The sequence below is a fragment of the Nonomuraea sp. NPDC003201 genome (assembly GCF_053590415.1).
In genome coordinates, this window is the sequence record NZ_JBSFTC010000078.1 from 1 (window position 1) to 23505 (window position 23505).

Sequence of the window (23505 nt, forward strand, 5' to 3'; positions counted from 1 at the left end):
GACCGTGGTCTGCTCGGCCGCCTTCACGTCGCGGCTCTTGGAGGGGTTCGTGGGCTGGACCTCGACCGTGGTGTCGGCCTGGTCGGCGGCGATGAACTGGACGCGTCCCGCGGGGATGTTCAGGACGGCGGCGATCGGGGCGGGGGTGTCGAACTTCTGCATCGTGTGCTCCTTGTGCGGTGTTCTTTCGATGCCCCTACGATCGCCGACCGCTCTGATATGGGGCTGTCGCCGTCCTGACGCCGCCGCTGACATCCGGCGGGCCTCTCGCGTTCGTTCAGGGCGAGGCCGGAGGAACTTCGAGAGGGTCCACCCCACTCCCACCGGTCAAGCACTCACTCAACGACGGGGTACGTGGACCTGCTGTGCGTGCCGGGGTGCGCCCGCCCGGGGACGCTCAGACGTACCGGGCAGCCAGGCCAGGGCGAGGAGGACGCCGAGGAGGCCGAGTCCACCGCCGGCGGCCAGGACGATGTCCAGGCCATGGACGAAGGCGGAGCTGACCGTGTCCGCCAGGGTCGCGGAGCCGGCGGATCGTGCGGCGGCCAGCCCGGCGAAGACGCTCTCGCGTGCTTGCTGCGGCACCTCCGCGCGGTAGGCAGACGTGAGGATCGAGCCGAGGACCGCCGCGCCGAAGCTGCCGCCGAGGGTGCGGATGGACTGGTTGACCGCGGCGCCGACGCCGGCGTTGCCGGGTGACAGGGCGCCCAGCGCCGCGTCCATGACCGTGGGCAGGACGCAGCCGAGCCCGAGGCCGTACAGGGCCGTCCACGCGGCCGCCGACCCGGTGCCGCTGCCCGCATCGGTGGTGGCACCCCAGAACAGGCCCGCGGTGAGCAGGGCGAACCCCAGGCCGGCCGCGAGCTTGGGGCCGATCGTCCTGCTCAGCCTGGCTGCCGCCGGCATCGCGATGAGCATCCCGGCGATGAGCGGCGACAGCCGCAGGCTGCTGCCCATCGCGTCCGTGCCGAGGTTCGCCTGGAAGTACTGCGGGAGCGCGAACAGGACGCCGAACATGGTGAAGTGGGCGAGCGTGGCCAGCGCGGTGCCGACGGTGAAGCGCGCGTTGGCGAACAGCGACAGGTCCACCAGCGGTTCGCGGACCCGTCGCTCCCAGAGCACGAACAGCGCCAGCGCGGCCGTCCCGCCGAGGATCGGTCCGAACACGGCCGCGTCCGTCCAGCCTCGCTCACCGATCTCGATGAGGCCGTAGGTCAACGCCGTAACCGCCGCGCTCGACAGCACCACGCCGCCCACGTCGATCCGCCTGCCGCGCTCCCGCTGCGATTCGGGCAGCCAGGCGGCGACCGCGAGGAACGCCAGGACGACCACGGGGATGTTGATCAGGAAGACCGAGCCCCACCAGAAGTGGTTCAGCAGCCAGCCGCCCAGGAGCGGGCCGATGGGAAAGGCCAGCATCGAGGCGCCCGCCAGCGTTCCGATCGCCTTCGGCCGCTCCTCCGCGGTGAACATCGTCGGGATCAGCGCCGGCATCGTGGACATGAGGAGCGCCGCTCCCAGGCCCAGCGCGGCACGCGCCGCGATGAAGCTCCCGGTCGAGGGGGCGTAGGCGGCGACCAGGGAGCTGACCCCGAAGATGACCAGCGCGACCAGGAGCGTCCTCTTGGAAGCCCACGGCCGGCGACGTGAGCACGAGCGCGATGAGCGCCCACCATCTGCGTGAGTGGGGTTGGTGCGACATCGTGGCCGGGCTACTTCGCGACGTTCGTGAGGAGCTTGTCAAATTCGCGGTCTGGCAACGTCCTGTTGAGCTCCAGGAGCCTTTCGGCCATGTAGCCGACCGCGTAGCGCGTCTCGGGCTTGCCGGCTTCGATGGCCTGCCGGACGGCGGTGGCGACGACACCTGGGTCGCTGGCCGGGGTGTTCTCGCCGAGCTGTGCCTCGGCGCGTTCGGCCATGGCTTGGGCCATCTCCCCGTACGCGGTCGTGCCGGAGATCTCACGGAGGTCTTGTGCCGTGTGGTCCTCGAACTCGGTCTTGATGATGCCGGGCTGGATGATCACGACGTCGATGCCGAACGGCTCCACCTCCATGCGCAGGCTGTCGGAGTAGGCCTCCAGCGCGTGCTTGGTCGCGTAGTACCAGCAGCCGAGCGGCAGCGCGATCTCGCCGCCGATGGAGGAGACGTTGACGATCGTGCCGGACCCCTGCTCGCGCATGTACGGCAGGGCGAGCTGGGTCAGCCGGGCCGGGGCGAAGACGTTGACCTCGAACTGGTCGCGTGCCAGGTCGATGGGGATGTCCTCGGCCGCGCCGTGCAGGACGGTGCCGGCATTGTTGATCAGGACGTCGATGCGGCCCTGTTCGGCGACGATGGTGCCGATGGCGTGTTCCAGGTCCTCCGGCCGGCGTGCGTCCAGCGCCAGGGCGTGTCCGCCGGCGTCGCGGATGTCGTCCATCTTGTGTACGCGCCGCGCGGCGCCGTAGACGAGGTGGCCGGCGCGGATGAGCTCGAGTGCGGTGGCCTTGCCGATGCCGGCGGAGGCGCCGGTGATGAGTACGACCTTTTTCATGGTGAAACCTCCTCTTCGGTCTGGGCAAAACGCTAGGGTCGTGTTCTGGGATGAGACAACTTGAGAAATTCATTTGCCCAGGTCAGATTGCGTGTATTGGTGCAATGACCTTGTAGCTGAGTGCAACTGTCTTGCAGCATCGAGGGCTCGACCGGGGAGGATGGCATGCCAGGAGACCGGCTGACCGCCGAGGATCGTCGCCGCATCGCCGAAGGCCTGGCGGCCGGCCTGACCTACGCGGAGATCGCCCGCCGGCTGGGACGGTCCAGGTCCACCGTCACCCGCGAGATCGCCAGGAACGGTGGCCCGCACGGCTACCGGGCGGCGCGCGCCCAGCATGCGACGAACTGGCGCGCCCGCCGCCGCAAGCGCGCTCCCCAGGCCGGCGTTCCGCACACCACGGACAACCGCGACGTCCGCACCGCCCGGGAGTTCGAAGAGCAGTTCGTCGCCATGATGATCGAGGGCGGGATGGCGCCCATGACCGCCAAGGTGTTCGCCGCGCTGTTCCTCAGCGAGGGCGGCAGCCTGACCGCCACGGAACTCGCCCAGCAACTCCATGTCAGTCCGGCGACGATCTCCAATGCCATCAAGTGGCTGGAGCAGCGGCAGATGGTCGCCCGGGAGCGGGAGGCGCGCCGGGTGCGGTACTTCGTGGACGTGGACGTCTGGTATCACACGTGGGCGGCCAGTGCCAGGTCGATAGCGATCTGGGCCGACACCACGCGGCACGGCGTCGGGATCTTCGGCGCCGACACGCCCACCGGCGACCGGCTCCGTACCACCACCCAGTTCTTCGAGCTCCTCGGCCACGACATGGGCCAGGCGGCCGAGCACTGGCGGCAGGCCCTGTCCATGCAACGCCAGCGGTGAACCTCCGGCGGTCGCGTCAGGAAACGTCGAGGCTCGACAGCCCGTTGACCGCGATCTCGATCCCTCGCCGGCCGGCGGCCAGGACGTCCTCGTTGGAGCCGCCCTGCTGCTGGGCGACGATCCCCGCCACGGCCAGCGCGCCCATGAAGCTGCCGACCGCCGCGCCTGCCGACACGGGATCCAGCTCGGGGTAGACCTCGCACAGGGCCCCGGCCAGCACGGGCTGCTCCTCGAGGATGAGCGTCAGCCCGCGTGCCCGCAGCGCGGGCTCGGTGAACACCAGCCGGGTCCGCAGCGGCGACAGCGCGAAGTCCAACTCGTCACCCTCGGCCAGGCTGCGCACCAGCGCCTCGAACATCCGGATCAGCAGATCCCCCAAGGGCTCCCCCGGTTTCCGCCCGGCGATCACCTCGAGCATGATCTGCCCGCGATCCTCGGCGTTCAGGAAGAGCACTTCCTCCTTGCTCGCGAAGTACGCGAAGAAGGTCCGGGGTGCCACGTCGGCCGCCGCGGCGATCTCGGCGACTGTGGTCTGCTCATAGCCCCGTTCACTGAACAGCCGCACCGCGGCCTCCAGCAGCGCACGGCGAGTGCGGGCCTTCTTGCGTTCGCGATGACCTTCCACAGCGCCACCTTACAGCATGCCCTGCGTTTATGCATAGCTTGCAATTTCGCAATCTATGCGCTTTTCTGGCAAACATGGAAATCCTCAAGAGTCTGCCGGTCGAACGGGAGGACCCGTTCGAGCCGCCTGCTCTGCTGAAAGAGCTCCACGGACCGCTGCACCCGATGACCTACGCCGACGGGCGGCTCGGCTGGCTGGTCACCGGCTACGCCGAGGCACGCGCGGTGCTCGACGACCCGCGCTTCAGCAACACCCAGCAAGGCGCCGCCCCGCCGATCAAGGAGCTGGCGCCGCCCGAGGGGCTGACGGATCTGGTGATCCCGCCAGGCTTCTTCATCGCGATGGACGACCCCGAGCACTCCCGCTACCGCAAGCTGCTGACCGGGCACTTCAGCATGCGGAAGATGCGAAGGCTGGAGCCCAGGATCCAGGAGATCATCGACGGCCAGCTCGACGAGATGGCCCGCTCCGGCGCTCCCGCGGACCTGGTCAAGACGTTCGCACTGCCGATCCCGTCGCTGGTGATCTGCGAGCTGCTCGGCGTGCCGTACGGCGAGCGTTCACGCTTCCAGGACACCACCGCGCAGGCGGTGAACCTCGACAATCCCATCGAACAGCGGGGCGCCGCGAGCGCCGAGCTGATGGGCTACCTGTCCGAGCTGGTCGGGCGCAAGCGGGCCGAGCCCGGCGAGGACCTGCTCAGCGAGCTGGTCACCGGTGGCGAGCTCAACCACGAGGAGCTCACCGGCGTGGCCACGCTGCTGCTGACCGCCGGGCACGAGACCACCGCGACCATGCTGAGCCTGGGCACGTTCCTGCTGCTGTGCCGCCCCGAGCAGGCCGACCTCGTACGCACGGATCCCGCCGTCGCCGAGACCGCGGTCGAGGAACTGATGCGCTACCTCAGCATCACGCACATCGGCCCGATCCGGGTCGCCAGGGCCGACGTGCCCCTCGCCGGGCGGACGATCAAAGCCGGGGAAACCGTGACGATCTCCCTCCCGGCCGTCAACCGCGACGCGACCCGCTTCCCCGCCCCCGACCACTTCGACGTCACCCGCCAGGCCACCCAGCAACTGGGCTTCAGTCACGGCATCCACCAGTGCCTGGGCCAGCAGCTGGCCCGGCTGGAGATGCGGCTGGCCTATCCGGCGCTGCTGCGGCGCTTCCCCGGGCTGCGGCTGGCCGTACCCGCGAAGGAGGTGCCGCTACGGCCTCGGGCCGCCATGTACGGCGTGACCGCCCTGCCGGTCACCTGGTAGCGGCGCCCAGGAGCAATGAGGTCGCCGACGGCTGCCACGCCAGCACGGCAGGCCGGCAGTCTGGCCGCCCGTGGCACGAAAGGCGAAGCGTACCGACCTACGCCGTGGATCTTCGACCGCCGGCCGTCGTAGAGGAACGTCATGAGGTCCCCCGTCCGGAAACGTCTGGTGGCGCCTGGTCAGTCGGCGGAGTGCTGGAAGCCGCGCAGCATCGCGGTGACCCCCATCTCGAAGTGGTCGTCGAGGGTGGTGGCGTCGGCGGCTTCGGCGAGCACGTTGTAGCCGGGACTGCCGGGCCGCGGTTTGCGGCTGCGCCGCTCCGCGCCGAGCCGGGTCACGGCGATGGCCAGAGCATGGCCGACGGTGAACTCGCGCAGGCAGCGGGCTATGCGCAGGGCGTGCGCCGGAGGGATGCCGTCGGCATGGAGTTTGGTGAGCATCTTGACGCCGGTGTCGATGGAGGCGGGCGAGCGCACCGGCCGGGTCGCGAACACCTGCACGGCGTGGGGGTGGCGCAGGAGGGTGTCGCGCAGCCGCAGGCAGTATTCGCGCGCCAGGTCCTGCCAGGGGCCGTCCCAGGGCAGGGTGTCGACGTCGATCTCGGTGAACAGCACCTCGGCGACGCCGTCGAAGAGCGCCTCCTGGTCGTCGTAGTAGCGGTAGACGGCCATCGGGTCGAAGCCGACCGCGGTGCCGAGCTTGCGCATGGAGAACTTGCGCAGGCCGTGGGCGTCGATGAGGGCGAGAGCGGCGACGGCGAGGTATTCGCGGGTGAGAGTGGGCCGGGTGGGCGGCTCCGGCAGCGTGCCCGGCGGTCCGGGATCGGCCGTCATGCTGCGAAGCCCTCCAGGATCGTGGTGAGTGTCTTGGTGAATTCCTCCGGGTGCTGCATGTACGGGACGTGGCCGCCGGGGAACTCCTGGCAGGGTATGCCAAGGCGCTCGGACAACACGTGCGCGGGCGTGTAGTAGGGCTTGCCGACGCTGTCGCGCCCGGTGGCCAGGCACCACGGCGCGGTGGTGGCGGCCAGCGCGGACAGGTCGGGCCGGTAGTCGAAACAGAAGGCGGGTAGCTCGCGGCGTAGCATGAGCTCCGCGTTGTGGAGTTGGCGGGTCATCGCATCCGGCTCGCGCCGGGTGAGCCTCCGCGCCAGGTCGCCGGCGGTGATCATGAGCTGGGTGCCGGCGGCGATGACGGTCTGGCCGGTGGGCGACAGGAAGATGCGCGGGGGGTCGGGCAGCGTCATCGCGCCGAAGGCCGCGAAGGCCCGCATCAGGTGCCCGTCCTGGCCGAGGCGGCCGATGTGTTCGATTTCCCGCCGTTCGGCGGAGTCGGCCGGGAGGAGCTGGACCAGCGGCGCCTCGTGTACGACGGCGCCCAGCAGGCGGCCGGGATGCCTGATCACCGTCTCCAGGGCGATGATCGCGCCCCCGCTGTTGCCGAAGACGTAGGCGCGTTCGAGGCCGTGGTGGTCGAGGACGGCGACCGCGTCGTCCGCCTGCGTGGCAGGCGTGATCGAGGCGTCGGGGTGGGTGAACGGGCTGCGTGAATTGCCGCGCCGATCGTAGGTGATCACGGTGTACGTCCGCGCCAGCAGCGGGACCACGTCCGCATACATCCCGGCGTCGCCTCCGCCGCCGGAGATCAGCAGCAGCGGGGGCCCGTCACCGGCAAGTTCGACGTGTAGCCGAGCCCCGGGCACCTCAACCGTGTCGCTCGTCATGGCTCTCCTTCCTGATGGCGCCAAGCACGCGTCTACACTGTAGCGTTTGTCTACATCGTAGACGGGAGCACCGCCGCGGAGGGCTGACGTCGCGTTCCAGGGAATCAAGGCGAGTGGGGCACCGCAGCACTACGATCTTGATGGTCTCCCACCCCCTGTGAAAGAGGCCACCAGTGGTCACGCACTCCGAACTCGTCCGGGTCTTCGGCACGGACGGCATCGTCACGCTCGACCGCGACCAGGTCGAGGAGCGCGGCTTCCGGCCGGAGGACGTCGAGCTGCTGTGCGAGGTCGGCCTGCCGGTCACCGCCGACATTCTCTTCACGATGCACGTGAACGGTCCGTTCGATGCCTTCACGGTCTTCGATGCCGAGACGCCGAACCGACCCGCACGTTTCATGATCCTCGGTAAGGGCCGTACCGACGACCGGATCCGCTACGCCGTGGAGCTGGAGAGCAGCAACGTCTACCTGCTCGCGCTGGAGGACGGCGTGCCCACCCCCGAGCCCGAGACCATCAACACCTCGCTCGGCGCGTTCGTGGAGTTCCTGTACCGGATCGGGCTGTGCGCGCAGGAAATGGGCGGGGCGGACCTCGAGGAGTCGCGCCCGTACCTCGAGAAGCTCATCGCCGACCTGAGGACGTATGACGAGCGCGCTCTCGCGCCGGACACGTTCTGGGGCGGGCTGCTGGATGCCTACCTTCACGGCGGCGTCCCCCGATGGCGTAAGGGCAGCCGACAGGCGATCGTCACCGCACTGGAGGCGCACCTCCCCGATGACGAGCCGCTGCGCTGGGCGACCAACATCCCGGTGGGTGAGGGTGTCCAAGAGCTGAGCGCGCACCGCGCGGACGGCTACTGGCTGCTCGTCACGTGGGGTTTCAGCGACCTGGACGGTCTGCTCGGCGTCGACCCCGAACCGGGTGCCAGCGGCCTCGGTTTCGAGCTGACGATGCGCGTCCCGCGCGACGAAGGCGACGAACTGCCGCCTGGCTGGGCACTGGCGACGCTGCAGAATCTCGGCACGTACGTGTTCGGCGAGGGCTACCCGTTCGCCGATGGGCACCGGATGGGGGTCGGCGGGCAGCTCGGCCCCGAGACCAGCAGACTCAACGCGCTGGTCTTCGTCACCGACCCGCACCTGGGCGTGATCGATGCCCCTGACGGCCAGGTCGCGTTCATCACCGCCGTGGGCGTCACCCGAGAGGAACTCGCCGAGGCCAAGGCCACCAGCAACGACGCGTTGCTCGCCCGCCTCATCGGGGCGAACGGTGTCCCGCTCACCGACGTCACCCGGTGAGGGTCAACCTCAGGCCACCGAAGGCCCGGGACAGCACCGGAGGGACATCCCCCTTGAGCAGAAGGTCGCCGACCACACCCAGGGCAGCGGCTGTCAGAAGGAACCGCCGGAGTCCCCAAGCGGCCCTCCGAGAAGTGGATCCGGCCGGCCCCAGCGCAAGACGGTGACCTCGGTGCCCGGGTCGCCGGCCCGCGACAGGCCCTCGGCCACCTGTCCGCGGACGTCGCCCGTCGCCCGCGCGCAGCGTAACGCGATCTCGTGCGTGGTGTGCCATTCGTCGTAGAGGCCGCGGGTCTCGAACAGGTGCATGGCGGTGGAGGCCAGCTCCCAGCACAGCGGGCCGACGCCCAGGGCGGCGCTCTGTCGTACGGCGGCGACGATGCCGGCGCGCTCGGCGTCCACCCAGTCGAGCGGGTCGCGGCGGACTTGGCGGTCGGCGGCCGTCGCCTCCGGTGACCCGAGCGGGCCGCGGCCGTGCGGCAGGCGGTGGTCGCCGCCGCACAGCCGGATGTGCGCTTGCCGGGTCAGGGTGAGCCAGGCGCTCAGCGCGCGGCGCAGGGCGGCGTCGCGCTCGTGTTCGCGCTCGTCGGCTTCGGCGCACTCGCGGGCGTAGACGCGAGTCAGGTCGTGGAAGCGGAACCGGGTCCGGCCGGAGGGGTCGCGCCGGGCGTCGAGCAGGCGTACGTCCACGAGCTCCTCGAGGAGGTCCTCGGCCTCGGCGTCGGGCAGGTCGAGCAGGGCGGCGGCCACCCAGGCCGCGAAGTCCGGCGCCTCCAGCGTGCCGAGCAGGCGGAACAGCCGCCGCGCCGGGGCGGTCAGCCTGTGATAGCCGACCGCCAGGCTGGCGCGTACCGTCTGGGAGCCGTGCGAGAGCTGGCTCAGCCGGTCGCGGCTGTCGCTCAGCCGCGTGACGAGCTGGGCCAGGGCCCAGTGCGGGCGGGCGGCGAGCCGGATGCCGGCGATGCGCACCGCCAGGGGCAGCCCGCCACACCATTGGACGAGCAGGTCGGCGTCCGCGGGCGCCCCGGCTGCGCGCTCGGCGCCGATCAGGCCGCGCAGCAGGTCGAGCGAGTCGCCGGGCGGCATCAGCGGCAGGTCGATCAGCCGTGCCGCGGGCAGGGCGGTCAGCCGGCGCCGGGCGGTGACCAGTACCGCGCATTCGGGCGTGCCCGGCAGCAGCGGCTGGATCTGGCTCTCTTCGGCGGCGTCGTCGAGCACGACCAGGTAGCGGCCTTTGGCGAGGATACTGCGGTACAGCTCGGCCCGCTGGTCCAGGCCCGCGGGGATGGCGGTGCCGTCCACTCCGAGCGCGCGCAGGAACCGGCCCAGCGCCTCCTCCGGATCGACGGGACGGGCGTCGCCGCCGCGCAGGTTGACGTAGAGCTGCCCGTCGGGGAAGTCCGGGCGGACCTGATGCGCGGCATGTACGGCGAGGGTGGACTTGCCGATGCCGCCCTGACCCGAAACCACGCACAGCGGCAGGGGCGTTTGATCGCCGCCGGGGCACAGTGCCTCGACCGCCGCCGCCAGCTCGTCCTGCCGGCCGACGAAATCGGCGATGTCCGCCGGCAATTGGCAGACACCTCCTTCGAACGGCGCGCGGTCAGGCTCGCCGCCCACGACCGCGACCCGCCGCCGCCGCGGATCCCGGCCCGGCTCCTCCGCCGGCACGCCCCGCGCCCGCTGCTCTTCCTGCGCCAAGGCGAGCATCAGCAGGTCCCCGGCCCGCTCCTCCCACAGCTGGTCGCCGATGACCTCTCGGGCGTGGCCGGGACCAAGCTTCGTCTCGGCGCGGTCGAGCCGGTCCTGTGTGCCGCGGCCCCGCGCCCCCTCCAAGGGCTCGGCGGCGGACTCCGGCCCGCCCTTCTCGGCCGCGAACCGGGCGAGCCGCGCTTCCTGGTCGAACGTGAGCGGATCGGCTTCTTCGGCGTCGCCCGAAGAGTTCGGCTCCGGGGGAGCTTGGCCCATCGGCGACGCGCGCCTGGCCGTAGGTTCGGTGCCTGCCAGGACCGCGACGTGGAGCTGCTGGAGTTCTTCACCCGGCTCCACACCGAGCTCGTCGACGAGCACCGATCGGGCGCGCCGAAAGGATTCAAGGGCTTTGTCGCGTTGCCCCGCTCGTGCGTATCCCAGCATGAGCAGCCACCAGGCGTGCTCGTTCATCGGCTGCTCGGCGACAAATGGACGCAGGTCCTCGATCACTTCCTTGGGGCGGCCGAGGGCGAGTTTCGTCTCGGCCCAGTCGAGTCTCGCGATGGCAAGTCGCTCCTCCAGTCCGGTGATCTGAGCGGCCAGGAAACCGGCGAGCCAGGTATCTTCCGCGGGCCTCCCCCGCCACAATGCGAGAGCTTTGTGAAACTGCCGGTCCGCGGCGTGCAACTCTTCCTGCGCGGCATGGCCGCGGGCCGCGCCTATCGCCTCCTCGAACTGCAGGAAATCCACTTCCGCGACGTCCGCCTCGAGGAGGTATCCATGCTCCTTGGTGAGCAGTCTCGAGCCGAATGGCGCCACTCTTCGTAACTGGGCGATGTAGGTATGCAGGTTATGGACGGCCGAGGCGGGAGGGGTGTCCCACAACGCCTTCACCAGCCGTTCCTTGGACACCCGGGTGTTGGCGTTGATGACCAGAGCGGCAAGCACCGCCCGCTGCTTGCCGTTGAGATGGACCGGCCGCCCGTCGGCCCCGCACATCTGTACCGGCCCCAGAACCTTGATCGTCATGTCCACCTAGGTGATTCCTCTCCAGCGGCAGTTTTACGCGAAGAGCGGGTGGATGTCTGTTCGGTGTCAAGAAAGCGTGGTTGCGCAGGAAACTCGGCGCTCCCGGACGAGCCGTCGGCGGGTGGGCCGGGAAACCCCGGCCCACCCCGGATGGGAATGGCGGATTGGTCAGATTCCGTCGATCAGGCGGATGGCGATGTCCGGGCTGAACGTTCCGGCGGGCACGTTCGGCGCGATGCCGCAGTTGCCGTCCGAGTCGCCGGGGACCTTGACCCAGAGCAGCATCTCGGCGCCGCCGCCGACCTGTGCGGTGGTGCCGAGTTTGCGGCCCGACGGGTTGCACCATTCGCCGTTGGAGCCGTTGCCGTTGCGGCTGGTGTCGATCACGAATTTGGCGGTGCCGCCGAGCGCGGAGTTGATCGCGTTGGCGTAGGTGGTCGACTGGCCGGTGGTGTAGTAGTTGGAGACGTTGACCGAGAAGCCGCGGACGTTGGCGACGCCCACGCTCTGCAGCCGGGAGGCCATGGTCGCCGGTGCCGTCCAGCCGGCGTTGCCGGCGTCGAGGTAGGCCCAGGTGTTGGCGGCCTTGTCGCGGAACTGCTCGGTGGCGTAGGTCAGCATGCGGATGCGTTCCTGCCGGGCCGTCTCGCTCATGCAGTCGAAGTCGCCCAGCGAGTCGGGCTCGATGACGACGACCGCGGGGCGGTTGCCGATGCCGGAGGCGAACGCGGAGATCCACGTCTTGTACGCGGCTTCGGTGCCGGCGCCGCCGCCGGAGTGACCGCCGCACGCGTCGCGGCCGGGGATGTTGTACGCGACCAGGACCGGCAGTTTGTCGGCGCTGTCGGCCGCGCCCACGAAGCCGGAGACGGCGGCGGCGATGTCACCGCTCCAGTTGCCGAACCACCGCGCCATCGGCTTCGAGCCGATCGAGGACTGGATCCGGGCCGCCCGGGAATCGCCGGAGTTGTTCCTCACCCAGACCGCGGGGTTGGAGTTGGGGTCGACGTAGAAGCCGCTCGTCATGCTGATCGGACCGGACCCCGACGTCGTCTCGGTGAGGGAGACGTTGTCGAGGTAGACGGTGTGGGCGGCGTTCTTGCCGAGCTGGAACGACACCTGTCCGGCCGCCGTGCTCAGGCTGGAGGTGAAGGGGAAGCTGAAGCGCTTGCTCGTCGTGGTGAGCGCGATCGGCTGCGTCAGGGTGTTGGTGTACGGGCTGTCGGCCAGTTGCACGGTGGTGACCGCGCCGACCGAGGCGGAGGCGGTGGCGTCGAAGGACAGCGTGTAGGTCTTGCCGCTGGTCAGGGCGATGTTGTTCTGGGCCACCATGGCATCCCACGGGTTGGCCGTGCCACCGGTCACGTTGACGCGCAGCCGCCCCGTGTCCACCGCCATGGAGGTGTTGGCGGAGTTCCACCACGGCGCGGTGCCGGAGCTGAAGGTGCCGTTGACCACCAGCTCGGTCGCGGCTGTGGCGGGCGTCGCGACGGCCACCGACAGGGCGGTCACCGTTGCGGCCGTGATGGCCGCCAACCGGGTTAATACTCGCATGTACTGCTTTCCTTTCTGGGATCCCCTGTCACAGGGAGTCGGCGAAGGCGGCGATCCAGGCGAGGGATGAGTTCCAGTTGATCGCCACCTCGTTGGTGGACCAGGAGCCGATGTCGTCGATGTAGCACTTGGCCGGTGCGCAGCCGGCGAGGTTGCGCTGGGCGACCGGGTCCTGGAGACCGGAATTGGGGCCTCCGGCCAGGGAGCCGGGGGCGGGGTTGGGCAGGCTCGGGTCGATCTGGTGGGCCCAGAATCGGTGGTGCTGGTTGTGGCTGGCCCGCTCGCCGTACCCGGTGACGTAGGACTGGTTGAGCGCGTTGCGCCCGAGCAGGTAGTCCATCGACTCCAGGACCGCTTGGCGGTAACGGCGGTCGTGGGTGAGGTCGTAGGCCGTCGCCATGATCACTGCGCTGTTGGTCGTGGCGCTGGTCGAGCCCCAGACGTACGTGCCGTCGGCCGGAAGGTAGGGGTTGGCGTACCCCTGGGCGTTCATGTCGCGCACGTGGCCGTCGGCCACGGACAGCACCCGCTTGCGCGCGGCGGCGAACGTGGCGGATGGGAAGCGGCCGGGCAGCCGGGCGACGGTCAGGTCGGCCAGCGCGCCGGTCGACTGCCAGGAGAACCCGTCCGCGGTCAGTTTCGTGGTGACGAAGGGCAGGTAGGAGCGCTTGCCGGTGGTCGCGTACAGCTCGGCGGCGGCCCACGAGAACTCGTCGGAGACGTCGGTGTCGTCGTAGGCGCCCCCGCCCTCGCCTCCCGGAGGTGCGAAGAGGTCGGGATGCGCGCGGGCCGCACGCCAGGCGGTCTCGGCGGCCTCAAGGCAACGCCGGGCGAACGCGCGGTCCCATGCCTTCCAGATCCGGGCACACTGGGCGCCGGCGGCGGCGAGGTTGAGCGTCGCGGCGGTGGAGGGCGGATAGAGGTAGCGCGGCTGTGCGTCCAGATGCGGGATCGTCGGGTGCCCGGTCCACGCGGCGTCGTGCACCTTGTGGTGGACCAGGCCGCTGCCGGGCACCTGCATGCGGAGCAGGAACTCCATCTCCCAGCGGGCCTCGTCGAGCACGTCCGGGACGCCGTTGCCGGCCTCGGGGATGCGCAGCAGGCCGTCGCGCATCCCCTCCCGGTCGCCCTGCCCGCGCGAGCGCTCGAAGAGATCCATGAGCTGCCAGGCGGCCAGAGCGCCGTTCACGACGTATTTGCCGTGGTCTCCCGCGTCGTACCAGCCTCCGCGCACGTCCAGCGTGTGGTCGCAGGCGCCGGGCAGGCACGCGACGCGGATGTCCCCCTGGTTCGGTGCGACGCCGAGGTGCCCGGCCGGCCTGGCGTAGGCGTCGCCGGCGTATGCGGCCTCGATCGGGATGCCGCTGCGGTTGTGGTAGAAGTACGCCAGCGCGTCCCTGCGCAGCCCGTCGTACACGTCGTCGCCGATCTCGAACGGCAGGCTGACCTGGTCGCCGACCGCGAGCGTGTAGCCGGTGCCCGCCTTGCGGACCGACGAGAAGTCGGCCACGTGGACCTGGTCGCCGGACATCGCGTCGGCGCCGTGCACCCGGGTGCGGCCCTGGGCCACGGCGGCGCCGCCCGGGTCGAGCAGGCGCCAGTCCAGCGGCTCCGTCCCGGGGTTGACGATCGTGGCGCGCTTGGGGCCCGAGAGCGCGTAGCCGTGCTGGTTGACCCGCACCGGCGAGCCCAGGTCCCGGACGCCGCCGGGCGGGAGCACCCCGCCGACCAGGGAGATCTCGTCCAGGCAGAGCGTGTACGGCTCCGTCGCGCCGCCCATCTGGAAGGTCACCTGTCCGTGCGCGTCCGAGACGTTCGACGTCGCGGTGTACTCGAACGTCCGCGGCGTGGCCGTCAGCTCGGGCCGCCGGTCCAGAGGCGTGGTGTGCGGCGGGCCGGCGAGCTGGACCGTGGTGCGGATGGTGACGTCCCGGCTGGCGGAGGCGGTGAAGCGGAGCGTGTACGGCTGGCCGTCCTCCAACGGGACGTCGTTCTGGCCGATCATGGAGTCCCACGGGTTCGTCGTACCGGCGGGGACGTCGGCGCACAGCCGGCCCGACTCGATGCGTGACGGGGTGTTCTGGCCGCTCCACCAAGGGTCTTTGCCGCCGTCGAAGGCGCCGTTGAGTAACCGTTCGTAGGAGTCGGCGTGCGCGGGGGTCGCGAGGCCGGCGAGGAGGAGGACACAGGCTGCGGACAGCCTGAGTATGGCGGACATACCGGGACCTTTCAGGTCGCTGGACAGATCGTCCCCGGCACACCGCGGCGTCAGTGCCGGATCTTCCGCCACGGCGTAACAAGCTGTCAACCGTTTCGCGGAGATTGATCCTTGTTCTCCCCGCCCTCTTCTCAGCCGTGCGGCAATCCCCTAACATCGGCTGGGAGCGCTCCCAATAATGCACGGATTTCGCACAGGAACACCGGCACAATCCGCGGCGTCAACGCAGGTAGTCGAGTGTATCAAGCGGATCAGTCCCCACTGGAACCGCTCCCGGAAGCAGGGAGATATGACATGACGACAAGGCTGGCGCGGCCGCTGCTCGCCGCCACCCTCACCGGCCTGCTCGCGGCGTGCGGCACCGGCGCACAGACGCCGGACACCGCGACCCCGGGAAAGATCACCCTGGTGGTCAAGACCTTCAGTGAGTTCGGCTACGAGGAGCTCTACAAGCAGTACGAGGCCGCTCATCCCGGAATAACGATCAAGCAGGAGAACATCGCCCAACTGGGCGACTACCTGCCCAAGCTGCAGCAGTGGATGGCCTCGGGCAGCGGAGCCGGAGACGTGGTCGCGCTGGAGGAGGGCATCCTCATCCAGTTCATGGCCAAGCCCGAGCAGTTCGTGAACCTTCTCGACCACGGAGCCGGGTCGTTGAAGGCCGACTTCCTGGAATGGAAGTGGAAGCAGGCGCTCACGAACGACGGTTCCGAACTCGTCGGGCTCGGCACCGACGTCGGCGCGCAGGGGATGTGTTACCGGACGGACCTGTTCGCCAAGGCCGGGCTGTCCACCGACCGCGAGAAGGTCGGCGAGCTCTGGCCGACCTGGGACGCCTACCTCGCCACCGGTCAGAAATTCGCTCAGGCCAAGACGGGCGCGCACTTCTTCGACTCGGCCGGCGGCATCTATCAGAACATCCTGATGCAGCAGGGCGACCACACCTACTACGACACCTCCAACAACCTGGTGATCGACACCAATCCCGGGGTGAAGGCGGCCTGGGACCAGACGGTCAAGATGATCCAGGGCGGGCTGTCGGCGAATCTCGCGCAGTGGAGCCCGCAGTGGAACGCCGGGTTCAAGAAGGGCACCTTCGCCACCATCCCGTGCCCGTCCTGGATGCTCGGCGTCATCAAGGAGCAGGCCGGGCCGGAGAACGCCGGCAAGTGGGACGTGGCGCGCGTGCCCGGCGACGGAGCCGTTCGTGGCGGCTCGTTCCTGGCGGTGCCGACGCAGAGCAAGCACCAGAAGGAAGCGGCCGAACTGGTGAAATTCCTCACCAGCCCGAAGGGCCAGATCGCGGCGTTCAAGGCCAAGAGCAACTTCCCCTCGTCACCGCAGGCCATCGACGACCCGGCGGTGCAGGGCTTCGTCAACGACTACTTCAACAACGCCCCCGTCGGGAAGATCTTCGGAGCGAGCGCGAAGGCGCTCAAGCCGGTCTACCTGGGGCCGAACAACAACCCGGTCGGTGACCGCGTCGGCAACGCGCTGATGGCCGTCGAGCAGGGCAAGCTGCAGCCGGACGAGGCGTGGACCAAGGCCGTCGAGGACGCCAAGCGTGCTGCGAAGTAGCAAGGTGCCATCCGCCGCGCACGCGAGGTCGCGGGCGGGGCTGCTGTCCCGCCTCGACCTGGTGGGCTCGCCCTACCTCTTCGTGGCGCCGTTCTTCGTGATCTTCGGGGTCTTCGGGCTCTTCCCGCTGCTGTACACCGCGTGGGTCTCGCTGCACGACTGGGACCTGGCGGGGAACGCGGGGTTCGTCGGGCTGGCGAACTACGCGGATCTGTTCGCCGACCCCGACTTCTGGAACGCGGTCGTCAACACCCTCGGCATGTTCGTGCTGGCCACGGTCCCGCAGTTGCTCCTGGCACTGGTCGTGGCGAGCCTGCTCAACCAGCGGCTGCGCGCGCTGACGTTCTTCCGGATGGGGGTGCTCGCGCCGATCGTCACCTCGGTGGCGGCGGTGGGCATCGTCTTCAGCCAGATCTTCGACCGCGACGCCGGCATGGCCAACGGCCTGCTCGCCCTGCTGGGCGTGGACCCGGTGGACTGGCGGGCGGACAAGTGGTCGTCCTGGCTGGCGATCTCGGTCATGGTCGACTGGCGATGGACCGGCTACAACGCGCTGATCTTCCTGGCCGCGATGCAGTCGGTGCCGCGCGACGTGTACGAGGCGGCGGCCATCGACGGCGCCTCCAAGGTCAGGCAGTTCTGGGGCATCACGGTGCCGCTGATCCGGCCGGCGATCCTGTTCACTGTGATCATCTCGACCATCGGCGGCATGCAGCTGTTCACCGAGCCGCTCATCTTCGGCCAGGGCGGCTACGCCATCTCCGGGGGCAGCCTGCGGCAGTTCCAGACCGTGGCCATGTACATGTTCGAGAAGGCCTTCAAGGACTTCGACTACGGCTACGGCTCGGCGGTCGCCTGGATGATCTTCCTGCTCATCGTGGTCTTCGCTCTGGTCAACTTCCTGGTCACGCGGAGAGCGAGGTAGCCGTGCGAAACTCCGGACCTCTGGTCTACCTGACCCTGCTGGCGGCGATCGCGCTGTCGGTCTTCCCGCTCTACTGGCTGTTCGTCGTGGCCACGAGGGCCAACGACGTCGTCGGCGACTGGCCGCCGCCGCTCACCCCGGGCGGCAATCTGGGCGAGAACATCACGCGGCTCTTCGCGGCCGAGGACGCCAATTTCCTGCTGGGGATGGTCAACTCCGCGATCGCCTCCTGCACCGTGACCGTCTCGGTGGTGTTCTTCTGCTCGCTGGCCGGCTTCGCGTTCGCCAAGCTGCGCTTCCGCGGCAGGAACGCGCTGCTGCTCGTCATCCTGGCCACGATGATGATCCCGGTCCAGATGGGCATCATCCCGCTCTACATGATCATGGTGGAGCTCGGCTGGCAGAACCGGCTGCAGGCGGTCACCGTGCCGTTCCTGGTCTCGGCGTTCGGGGTCTTCCTGATGCGTCAGTACGCCGAGCGGGCCGTCCCCGACGAGCTGGTCGAGGCGGCGCGGGTGGACGGCTGCTCGACCTTCGGCATCTTCTGGAAGGTCGTGCTGCCGGCCCTGCGGCCGGGCGCCTCCGTGCTGGGGTTGTTCACCTTCATGGGCACCTGGAACGACTTCCTGTGGCCGCTGGCCGTCCTGGAGGCCGACAACCCGACCGTCCAGTTCTCGCTCAGCCAGCTGTCCAGCACCTACTACACGGACTACACGCTCATGTTCTCCGGAACGCTGATCGCCACGCTGCCGCTGCTGGCCGTGTTCATCGTATTCGGCCGCCAGATCATCGGCGGCATCATGGAAGGAGCCGTCAAGGCGTGAACACGTTCGATCCTGGCTTTCTCTGGGGGGCCGCCACCGCGAGCTACCAGATCGAGGGGGCGGTCGCCGAGGACGGACGCGAGCCCTCGATCTGGGATGTCTTCTGCGCGCAGCCCGGCAACGTGCGCGAAGGCCACTCCGGCGACGTCGCCTGCGACCACTACCACCGCTACGCCGACGACGTCGCCCTCATGGCCGAGCTCGGCCTGCGCGCCTACCGCTTCTCCGTGGCCTGGCCGCGGGTGCAGCCGCGCGGGTCGGGGGCCGTCGACCAGCGCGGGCTGGACTTCTACCGGCGTCTCGTGGACGAGTTGCTGAGCCGCGGGATCGAGCCGTGGCCGACGCTGTACCACTGGGACCTGCCCCAGCCGCTGGAGGACGCCGGTGGCTGGCCCGTGCGGGACACGGCCCTGCGCTTCGCCGACTACGCCGCCGCCGTACACGACGCGCTGGCCGACAGGGTGACGCACTGGACCACGCTCAACGAGCCCTGGTGCTCGGCCTTCCTCGGGTACGCCACCGGAGAGCACGCGCCCGGCCGGCGCGAGCCTGCCGCCGCCATCCGTGCCGTACACCACCTGCTCCTCGGTCACGGCCTGGCCGCGAGCGCCATGAGCGGCTCGCGGGTCGGCATCACGCTGAACCCCACCCAGGCCCGCCCCGCGACCGGTTCGGCCGAAGACCTGGAGGCCGCGCGCCGCATCGACGGCGTGGCCAACCGGATCTTCCTGGACCCGCTGTACCGGGCCGCGTACCCGGCGGACGTCATCGCCGACCTCGCCGCCGTGACCGACTTCGAGCACGTCCGTGACGGCGACCTCAAGACGATCGCCGCGCCGCTGGACTTCCTCGGCGTCAACTACTACACCCCGGCCATCGTCTCGGGCATCGTCTCGGGCATCGTCTCCGGCGACGGTCTCACCCTCCCGCCGGACAAGCCGACCCCGTACGTCGGATCGGAGACGGTGCGGTTCGTGGACGGCGGGCGGCCGCGAACCGCCATGGGATGGGAGATCGACGAGAGCGGGCTGTCCGACCTGCTCCTGCGGCTCGCCCGCGACTACCCCGTGACCGCCCTCTACGTCACCGAGAACGGGGCGGCCTACGACGAGGAGGCGCACGACACCGACCGGATCGCCTACCTCGACGGCCACCTGCGCGCCTGCCATCACGCCATTGCGCAGGGAGTACCGCTGCGCGGCTATTTCGCCTGGTCCCTGCTGGACAACTTCGAGTGGGCACACGGGTACTGCCAGCGCTTCGGCCTGGTCCACGTCGACTTCGCCACGCAGCGCCGTACCCCCAAGGACAGCGCGCGCTGGTACGCCGAGGTGATCAGGCGCGGTGGGCTGTGAGACCCACGATCGAGCAGGTGGCCGCACACGCGGGGGTCGGCCGGAGCACGGTCTCCCGCGTGGTCAACGGCTCCTCCAAGGTGGGCCCGAAGACCAGGCTCGCCGTGCAGAGAGCCATCGAGGAGTTGCGCTACACCCCCAACCGGGCCGCGCGTTCGCTGGTCACCCGGCGCACCGACACGGTCGCGCTGGTCATCTCCGAGTCTCCCGAGCGGGTGTTCAGCGACCCGTTCTTCGCGGGAGCGGTACGCGGCATCGCGGCGCAGCTCACGGCGTCCGGCAAGCAGTTGCTGATCACCATGGCCCGGTCGGGCAGCGAGCGGTCGGCCTTGGAGGCCTATCTCGGGGGCGGCCACGTGGACGGAGTCCTGCTGCTCTCGCTGCATCACGAGGATCCGCTCCCGGCCCGCCTGGGGGAGCTCGGCGTCCCGGCGGTGGTGGGCGGCAGGCCGCTCGACCCCGCTCTCGCCGCCCATGTCGTGGACGTGGACAACCAGGCCGGAGCGTACCTGGCGGTGCGGCACCTGATCGAGCGGGGACGGCACCGGATCGCGACCATCACGGGGCCCATGGACATGCTCGTCAGCGTCCACCGGCTGGGCGGCTACCGCGACGGCCTGATCGCCTCCGGACTCGAGGAGAGTTCGGATCTCGTGGCGGGCGGGGACTTCAGCGAGCAGAGCGGCGCCGAGGCCACGCGGGAGCTGCTGGCCCGCAGGCCCGACCTCGACGCGGTGTTCGCCGCCTCCGACCTGATGGCCCTGGGCTCGCTGCGGGTGCTGCGCGAGGCAGGCCGCGCCGATGTGGCCGTCGTGGGCTTCGACGACTCGCCGTTCGCCGAGCGGGCCGGGCTCACCTCGGTCCATCAGCCGGTCGAGGACATGGGGCGGGAGATGGTCCGCCTGCTGCTCATGCTGATCGACGGCGGGACGCCGAGCCGATCCGTCCTCGTCCTCACCCCACACCTCGCGATAAGGGAGACTTCATGAAATTTCGCCATCTGGGGCGCAGCGGGCTCCTGGTCAGCGAGATCGCCTTCGGCAACTGGCTGACCGAGGACACCGTCGAACCCTGCGTGCACGCCGCCCTCGACGCCGGGATCACCACGTTCGACACCGCCGACGCCTATGCCGAGACCCGCGCCGAGGAGGCGCTCGGCCAGGCGCTGCGGGGCGTCCGCCGCGATTCGGTGGAGATCCTCACCAAGATCTACTGGCCCACCGGCGCCGGCCCCAACGACCGCGGACTGTCACGCAAGCACATCATGCGCTCGATCGACGGCTCCCTGCGCCGCCTCGGCACCGACTACGTGGATCTCTACCAGGCGCACCGCTACGACTACGCCACCCCTCTGGAGGAGACCCTGCGGGCCTTCGACGACCTTGTGCGAAGCGGCAAGGTCCTGTACGTCGGCGTCTCCGACTGGACGGCGGAGCAGATCGCCGACGCGCTGCGGATCGCCGACGACCTGGGCCTGGACCGGATCGTGTCCAACCAGCCGCAGTACAACCTGCTCCGCAGGGTCATCGAACCGGAGATCCTCCCGCTGTGCGCCAAGGAGGGTGTCGGCCAGCTCGTCTACCAGCCGATGGCCCAGGGCGTGCTCGCCGGGCGCTACTCCCCCGGCCAGGCGCCGCCCACCGAGGCGCGCAGGGAGTTCGTGGGCCGCCTGCTCACCGACGACGTCCTGACGCGGGTGGAGCGGCTCCGCCCGATCGCGGCGGACCTCGGGCTGACCATGGCGCAACTGGCGATCGCCTGGGTGCTGCGCGGCCCCGGGGTCTCGGCCGCGATCGTCGGCGGTTCACGGCCCGAGCAGGTGCGCGACAGCGCGGCGGCATCCGGGGTGCCCCTCGCGGACGACGTGCTCGGTACGATCGACCAGATCCTGGACGACGTGGTGGAACGCGTGGCCGACGGGCCGTTCAGCCCGCTCACCAGGCCCTGATCCAAATTGGGAGCGCTCACAGGCTGGAACCCTGGTACGCTCCGCATGACCAGCATGTACACACTTGGGAGCGCTCCTAAAAATGACGGATCGGCAGCCGACGCTGGACGAGGTGGCCAGGCGGGCGGGAGTGTCCAGGGGCACGGTGTCCCGGGTGATCAACAACGCCCCGCATGTCAGCCGGGCCGCTCGGCAGGCCGTGGAACGAGCCATCAAGGATCTGGGCTACGTGCCCAACGTCGCCGCCCGCTCGCTGGCCACCCAGCGCAGCGGCGCGGTCGTGCTGGCGGTCTCCAGCGACGACCAGGCCCTGTTCACCAACCCCTTCTTCGCCGAGGTCATCGTCGGGGTGAACGCCGTCATGGAGGAAACCGACCTTGAGCTGCTGCTGATCCTGGCCGCCTCCGAGCGCGGCCGCAACCGGCTGGCCCGTGTCCTGCAGTCACGCAGGGCCGACGGCGTCATGCTGCTGGCCCTGCGGGAGAACGACCCCCTGGCGAAGGTGGCCGCCGAGGGCGGAGTCCCCGTGGTCTACGGCGGACGCTCCCTCGGCGGGTCCAACGACTGGTACGTGGACGCCGACAACCGCGACGGCGCTCGCCAGGCGGCCGAATACCTGATCTCCACCGGCCGCACCCGGATCGCGACCATCACCGGGTCGCTCGACATGCACGCCGGCGTCTCCCGCTACCTGGGCTTCCGCGACGCGCTGGCGCTGGCCGGACTCGGAGACGAGCGGGTCGCGCACGGCGACTTCACCGAGGCGAGCGGAGCCGCCGCGATGGCTCGCCTGCTGACAGAGCACCCGGACCTCGACGCCGTGCTGATCGCCTCCGACGAGATGGCCGCGGGCGCGCTCGGCGTGCTGAAGGAGCACGGCCGGGCGGTGCCCGATGAGATCGCGGTCGTGGGGTTCGACGACGTGGTGACCGCCCGGCACACCCATCCCACCCTGACCACGGTGCGCCAGCCCATCAAGGCCCTCGGCCGCGAGATGACCCGCATGCTGCTCGCCCTGATCCGCGGCGAGGAGCCCACCCCGCTCATCCTCCCCACCGAACTGGTCATCCGCGAATCCGCCTGAGCTGCCTGCCCACCGTGAATGCGCCGGGGTGCGCCGTCGGTAGACGACGCAGGGGCGCCACAGGTAGGCGATGGGCGCCGACCAGACGTGGACGAGTCCGGTGAACGGCCAGATCGTGGGTCGAGGTCGGAGTCAATGACGATCACGGCGATGCCAGGCAGCTGCCCGTGTGATGGCCATGGCGTCGTCATCGTGTCCCATCCTTTTCCCTGCCCGGCCACCGCAACGCCTTCACAAACAGTAATGATCTGCTACGCTGAGTATCCAAAGGCGGAGTTGCGAAAATACGCAATTACTAAGAACATGAGGGTTGTATGCCGACGACAGTGTGGAGGTGGTCACGTGAGCGGGGCGTTTGCCGAAGCGGTCCGAGAGCGAGCCCGGCTGGCCCGGGTGGCGTTGCGCGCTGCCCATCGCGAGCAGGATCCGAACGAGACCCTTGTGGCGGAGGCGGAGTGGGAGCACATCGCGCGCGTTGCCCGCACCCACGGGGTCGGCCTGGCGGAGGATCTCGCGACAGGCACGGGGCCCGTCGCGGAGGAGAGCCTGCCGGGTGAGCGGGAGCAGGGGCCGCAGCGCTGATGTCGGTACCACTGTATGAGGCCAAGGCGGAGCTGTTTCGGCTGTTGGGCCATCCGGTGCGGATCCGGGTGCTGGAGTTGTTGCAGGACGGGCCGAAACCGGTGCGGGAGCTGCTGGCCGAGATCGAGGTGGAGCCGACCGGGCTGTCGCAGCATCTGGCGGTGTTGCGCCGGTCAGAGCTGGTGACCGCGCGCAGGGAAGGCTCGACCGTGATGTACGCGCTGTCCGGCGGGGACGTGGCCGAGCTGCTGCGCGCGGCCCGCCAGCTGCTGAGCGCCAAACTGTCGGGTCAGCACGCGTTGCTGAGCGAGCTGCTGCAGGCCGATACCGGGCGTGGCTGACAATGGCCGAGGGCCGAGGAGGCCGGCTCGGCCACGCGCCAGGCTCTCCCGCCCGCC

Annotated in this window: 19 protein-coding genes and 2 pseudogenes; 12 read left to right on the plus strand and 9 right to left on the minus strand. The window is 69.8% G+C overall.

Annotated elements, in window-relative coordinates; all coding sequences use genetic code 11:
• Positions 1-339: 339 nt before the first annotated feature.
• A pseudogene (locus ACWDX9_RS25935) lies at positions 340-1617 on the minus strand (MFS transporter); the annotation flags it as partial.
• 95 nt (positions 1618-1712) lie between these two features.
• A complete protein-coding gene (locus ACWDX9_RS25940; protein ID WP_449958110.1) occupies positions 1713-2534 on the minus strand; it encodes an oxidoreductase in 822 nt (273 codons plus the stop codon).
• A gap of 165 nt (positions 2535-2699) precedes the next feature.
• On the opposite strand from ACWDX9_RS25940, the gene ACWDX9_RS25945 reads away from it, so the two are divergent.
• Entirely contained in the window at positions 2700-3407 is a 708-nt protein-coding gene (locus ACWDX9_RS25945) for a helix-turn-helix domain-containing protein (protein WP_449958113.1), read from the plus strand.
• A 16-nt stretch (positions 3408-3423) separates the two neighbouring features.
• On the opposite strand, the gene ACWDX9_RS25950 is transcribed toward ACWDX9_RS25945, so the two are convergent.
• Positions 3424-4032: a TetR/AcrR family transcriptional regulator gene (locus ACWDX9_RS25950; RefSeq protein ID WP_449958116.1), complete on the minus strand. Its 609-nt coding sequence runs from the start codon at positions 4030-4032 to the stop codon at positions 3424-3426.
• 74 nt (positions 4033-4106) lie between these two features.
• On the opposite strand from ACWDX9_RS25950, the gene ACWDX9_RS25955 reads away from it, so the two are divergent.
• Complete coding sequence (locus ACWDX9_RS25955) at positions 4107-5294, plus strand: cytochrome P450 (protein WP_449958119.1); 1188 nt, start codon at positions 4107-4109, stop codon at positions 5292-5294.
• Positions 5295-5473: 179 nt separating this feature from the next.
• Here ACWDX9_RS25955 and ACWDX9_RS25960 read toward each other — a convergent pair whose 3' ends face one another.
• Positions 5474-6127: a TetR/AcrR family transcriptional regulator gene (locus ACWDX9_RS25960; RefSeq protein WP_449958121.1), complete on the minus strand. Its 654-nt coding sequence runs from the start codon at positions 6125-6127 to the stop codon at positions 5474-5476.
• Positions 6124-7017, minus strand: a complete 894-nt coding sequence (locus tag ACWDX9_RS25965; protein ID WP_449958124.1) for an alpha/beta fold hydrolase — start codon at positions 7015-7017, stop codon at positions 6124-6126. The genes ACWDX9_RS25960 and ACWDX9_RS25965 overlap by 4 nt, the downstream gene beginning before the upstream one ends.
• A gap of 173 nt (positions 7018-7190) precedes the next feature.
• On the opposite strand from ACWDX9_RS25965, the gene ACWDX9_RS25970 reads away from it, so the two are divergent.
• Entirely contained in the window at positions 7191-8318 is a 1128-nt protein-coding gene (locus ACWDX9_RS25970; RefSeq protein ID WP_449958126.1) for a suppressor of fused domain protein, read from the plus strand.
• Positions 8319-8411: 93 nt separating this feature from the next.
• Here ACWDX9_RS25970 and ACWDX9_RS25975 read toward each other — a convergent pair whose 3' ends face one another.
• From ACWDX9_RS25975 to ACWDX9_RS25985, 3 genes are all read right to left on the minus strand, one after another.
• On the minus strand, positions 8412-11039 hold the full coding sequence (locus tag ACWDX9_RS25975; protein ID WP_449958129.1) for an AfsR/SARP family transcriptional regulator: 2628 nt from the start codon (positions 11037-11039) through the stop codon (positions 8412-8414).
• A 168-nt stretch (positions 11040-11207) separates the two neighbouring features.
• Positions 11208-12593, minus strand: a complete 1386-nt coding sequence (locus tag ACWDX9_RS25980) for a glycoside hydrolase family 6 protein (RefSeq protein WP_449958132.1) — start codon at positions 12591-12593, stop codon at positions 11208-11210.
• A gap of 28 nt (positions 12594-12621) precedes the next feature.
• Positions 12622-14811 (minus strand): glycoside hydrolase family 9 protein, encoded by a 2190-nt coding sequence (locus tag ACWDX9_RS25985; RefSeq protein WP_449958134.1) that lies wholly within the window; start codon positions 14809-14811, stop codon positions 12622-12624.
• Between the two features lie 294 nt (positions 14812-15105).
• Between ACWDX9_RS25985 and ACWDX9_RS25990 the strand changes: the two genes are divergently transcribed.
• The 7 genes from ACWDX9_RS25990 (at position 15106) to ACWDX9_RS26020 (ending at position 22525) form a co-directional block, all read left to right on the plus strand.
• Positions 15106-16389: an ABC transporter substrate-binding protein gene (locus ACWDX9_RS25990; RefSeq protein WP_449958136.1), complete on the plus strand. Its 1284-nt coding sequence runs from the start codon at positions 15106-15108 to the stop codon at positions 16387-16389.
• On the plus strand, positions 16376-17314 hold the full coding sequence (locus ACWDX9_RS25995; protein ID WP_449958139.1) for a carbohydrate ABC transporter permease: 939 nt from the start codon (positions 16376-16378) through the stop codon (positions 17312-17314). The genes ACWDX9_RS25990 and ACWDX9_RS25995 overlap by 14 nt, the downstream gene beginning before the upstream one ends.
• 2 nt (positions 17315-17316) lie before the next feature.
• Positions 17317-18138: a carbohydrate ABC transporter permease gene (locus ACWDX9_RS26000; RefSeq protein WP_364239022.1), complete on the plus strand. Its 822-nt coding sequence runs from the start codon at positions 17317-17319 to the stop codon at positions 18136-18138.
• Positions 18135-19493, plus strand: a complete 1359-nt coding sequence (locus ACWDX9_RS26005; RefSeq protein ID WP_449958143.1) for a glycoside hydrolase family 1 protein — start codon at positions 18135-18137, stop codon at positions 19491-19493. Before ACWDX9_RS26000 ends, ACWDX9_RS26005 begins: the two co-directional genes overlap by 4 nt.
• Positions 19490-20482: a LacI family DNA-binding transcriptional regulator gene (locus tag ACWDX9_RS26010; protein ID WP_449958146.1), complete on the plus strand. Its 993-nt coding sequence runs from the start codon at positions 19490-19492 to the stop codon at positions 20480-20482. Before ACWDX9_RS26005 ends, ACWDX9_RS26010 begins: the two co-directional genes overlap by 4 nt.
• Positions 20479-21441: an aldo/keto reductase family protein gene (locus tag ACWDX9_RS26015; RefSeq protein WP_449958148.1), complete on the plus strand. Its 963-nt coding sequence runs from the start codon at positions 20479-20481 to the stop codon at positions 21439-21441. The genes ACWDX9_RS26010 and ACWDX9_RS26015 overlap by 4 nt, the downstream gene beginning before the upstream one ends.
• Positions 21442-21523: 82 nt before the next feature.
• Positions 21524-22525 carry a LacI family DNA-binding transcriptional regulator gene (locus ACWDX9_RS26020; protein WP_449958151.1) on the plus strand — a complete coding sequence of 334 codons (1002 nt, stop codon included), beginning with the start codon at positions 21524-21526 and terminating at the stop codon, positions 22523-22525.
• A gap of 42 nt (positions 22526-22567) precedes the next feature.
• Here the strand turns inward: ACWDX9_RS26020 and ACWDX9_RS26025 are convergent.
• Positions 22568-22639: pseudogene (locus tag ACWDX9_RS26025) on the minus strand (respiratory nitrate reductase subunit gamma); the annotation flags it as partial.
• A 228-nt stretch (positions 22640-22867) separates the two neighbouring features.
• On the opposite strand from ACWDX9_RS26025, the gene ACWDX9_RS26030 reads away from it, so the two are divergent.
• Together ACWDX9_RS26030 and ACWDX9_RS26035 are read left to right on the plus strand one after the other, a co-directional pair.
• Complete coding sequence (locus tag ACWDX9_RS26030) at positions 22868-23107, plus strand: hypothetical protein (RefSeq protein ID WP_449958154.1); 240 nt, start codon at positions 22868-22870, stop codon at positions 23105-23107.
• Entirely contained in the window at positions 23107-23448 is a 342-nt protein-coding gene (locus ACWDX9_RS26035) for an ArsR/SmtB family transcription factor (RefSeq protein WP_449958156.1), read from the plus strand. The genes ACWDX9_RS26030 and ACWDX9_RS26035 overlap by 1 nt, the downstream gene beginning before the upstream one ends.
• The last annotated feature ends 57 nt before the right edge of the window (positions 23449-23505 follow it).

Coding starts and splice junctions, on each gene's coding strand:
- ACWDX9_RS25940 (WP_449958110.1), bottom strand. CDS start 2,534: ATGAAAAAGGTCGTACTCATCACCGGCGCCTCCGCCGGCATCGGCAAG.
- ACWDX9_RS25945 (WP_449958113.1), top strand. CDS start 2,700: ATGCCAGGAGACCGGCTGACCGCCGAGGATCGTCGCCGCATCGCCGAA.
- ACWDX9_RS25955 (WP_449958119.1), top strand. CDS start 4,107: ATGGAAATCCTCAAGAGTCTGCCGGTCGAACGGGAGGACCCGTTCGAG.
- ACWDX9_RS25960 (WP_449958121.1), bottom strand. CDS start 6,127: ATGACGGCCGATCCCGGACCGCCGGGCACGCTGCCGGAGCCGCCCACC.
- ACWDX9_RS25965 (WP_449958124.1), bottom strand. CDS start 7,017: ATGACGAGCGACACGGTTGAGGTGCCCGGGGCTCGGCTACACGTCGAA.
- ACWDX9_RS25975 (WP_449958129.1), bottom strand. CDS start 11,039: ATGACGATCAAGGTTCTGGGGCCGGTACAGATGTGCGGGGCCGACGGG.
- ACWDX9_RS25980 (WP_449958132.1), bottom strand. CDS start 12,593: ATGCGAGTATTAACCCGGTTGGCGGCCATCACGGCCGCAACGGTGACC.
- ACWDX9_RS25985 (WP_449958134.1), bottom strand. CDS start 14,811: ATGTCCGCCATACTCAGGCTGTCCGCAGCCTGTGTCCTCCTCCTCGCC.
- ACWDX9_RS25990 (WP_449958136.1), top strand. CDS start 15,106: ATGACGACAAGGCTGGCGCGGCCGCTGCTCGCCGCCACCCTCACCGGC.
- ACWDX9_RS26015 (WP_449958148.1), top strand. CDS start 20,479: ATGAAATTTCGCCATCTGGGGCGCAGCGGGCTCCTGGTCAGCGAGATC.
- ACWDX9_RS26020 (WP_449958151.1), top strand. CDS start 21,524: ATGACGGATCGGCAGCCGACGCTGGACGAGGTGGCCAGGCGGGCGGGA.
- ACWDX9_RS26035 (WP_449958156.1), top strand. CDS start 23,107: ATGTCGGTACCACTGTATGAGGCCAAGGCGGAGCTGTTTCGGCTGTTG.